The organism is Acinetobacter sp. YH12043, assembly GCF_013419915.1.
GTDB lineage: Bacteria > Pseudomonadota > Gammaproteobacteria > Pseudomonadales > Moraxellaceae > Acinetobacter.
The window spans coordinates 1-1,482 of the sequence record NZ_VOZD01000058.1; the positions used below are offsets into that span (position 1 = coordinate 1).

Sequence of the window (1,482 nt, forward strand, 5' to 3'; positions counted from 1 at the left end):
TGTTATTCCCAAGTAGAAATGTCCTACCTAATAACCAAATAGAAATGTCCTATATGGACATTTCCAAGTCAAGCACAGGATTTAGATTTCGTTGTTCAATCGCTGTTTTCTGTGCACGTCTGCTTGGCATCTTTTGAGAACGATTACGTTTGTTTTGCTGTTCCAGTTCTTCATGCTGTTGTTGGATATGATTCAGAACAGCACTCAACCGTTTATTCTCAACAATCTCTCGCTGATTCAGCTGACTTAATTTATCGAAGAGGCTGTAATTGATCTTTCGGCCATCATGCATGAGGGCTACAGTACCATCCGGGTATTCCAGGAACTCAAGATACTTACCGATCAACCTTTGATTTTCTTCGGTGTTTTCCAGGAGATATACGCATTTATCATAAGTAATCGTCAGGCTATTGGTGACTCTGCGGGGTTCACGCCAAGTAAAAATATCATCTAATTCTTCGGCTGTTTCAGTGATAGGCCGATGTAGATTCTTAGGATTAAAAGCCATCTTGGCGAACTTCTGATTGAACTGCTCAATGAAGCAGGGTAGCCAGGCATTAGCTTGCTCAATCGAACAGATGCCTTCCAAGCGCATTTCTTTGATCAGACGGTCCTGAAGCGTTCTATTCGCCCGTTCTACACGGCCTTTGGCCTGTGGTGAATTGGCGAAGATGATATCGATATTGAGGGTGCTGAGTACACGTCCAAACTGGGTAATCTTGGTGTCTTTCTTGCTGCTTTGATTCACTCTAAAGACTGAATGTTTGTCGCTGTAAAACGCTAAAGGCTTACCGTGCTGTTCGACATATAAACGTGTTGAAATCATATAGTCAAAGGTTGATTCTGATTCACAGAAGCGTAAATGCTGCAATTTTCCTGTCGCATCATCGATAAACACCAGCAAACAGCACTTAGCAGCGCGTCCTTCAAACCAGTCATGGTGTGAGCCATCAATTTGGATCAGTTCACCAAAGCAATCCCGGTTGTAACGAGGCTGATACGGGCGTTTCAGGCGCTTGGCGCGAGGAATCCACAGATCTGCTGCAATCATCCAGGAACGCAGTGTTTCAACTGAAATATCAAAGCCATGAACGGTGGTGAGCTTTTCATGCGCTAAAGTGGGTCCGAAACCATGGAATTGTTCAGCGACCAGATTGAGGCACTTGAGTCTGAGCTCTTCAGGAAGCCTGGAATTGCTGATTTGGCCACGTGCAGCATGGGCTAATGCAGTTGGACCTTGAGTTTTGTATTTTTGCAATAAACGTCTGATCTGACGTTCTGAAATATGAAGTAGCTGAGCAGCCTGGGGCTGGGTTATGCGTTGATCACAGATTTCTTGCAAGACCGACAATCGTTTAAGTTCTTTATCCGACATAGACACCAACATATCAAACCGTCCGCTAAGAAAATTGCAACAGCGCATATTCTAAAAGCGGACATTTTTACTTTGGAGAAACCGGACATTTCTATTTTGGAGTTACA

General features: G+C 43.8%; 1 protein-coding gene. It reads right to left on the reverse strand.

Annotated elements, in window-relative coordinates; genetic code table 11:
* Positions 1–49 precede the first annotated feature (49 nt).
* Positions 50–1,375 (reverse strand): ISNCY family transposase, encoded by a 1,326-nt coding sequence (locus tag FTU01_RS15435; RefSeq protein WP_096902756.1) that lies wholly within the window; start codon positions 1,373–1,375, stop codon positions 50–52.
* Positions 1,376–1,482: the final 107 nt, after the last annotated feature.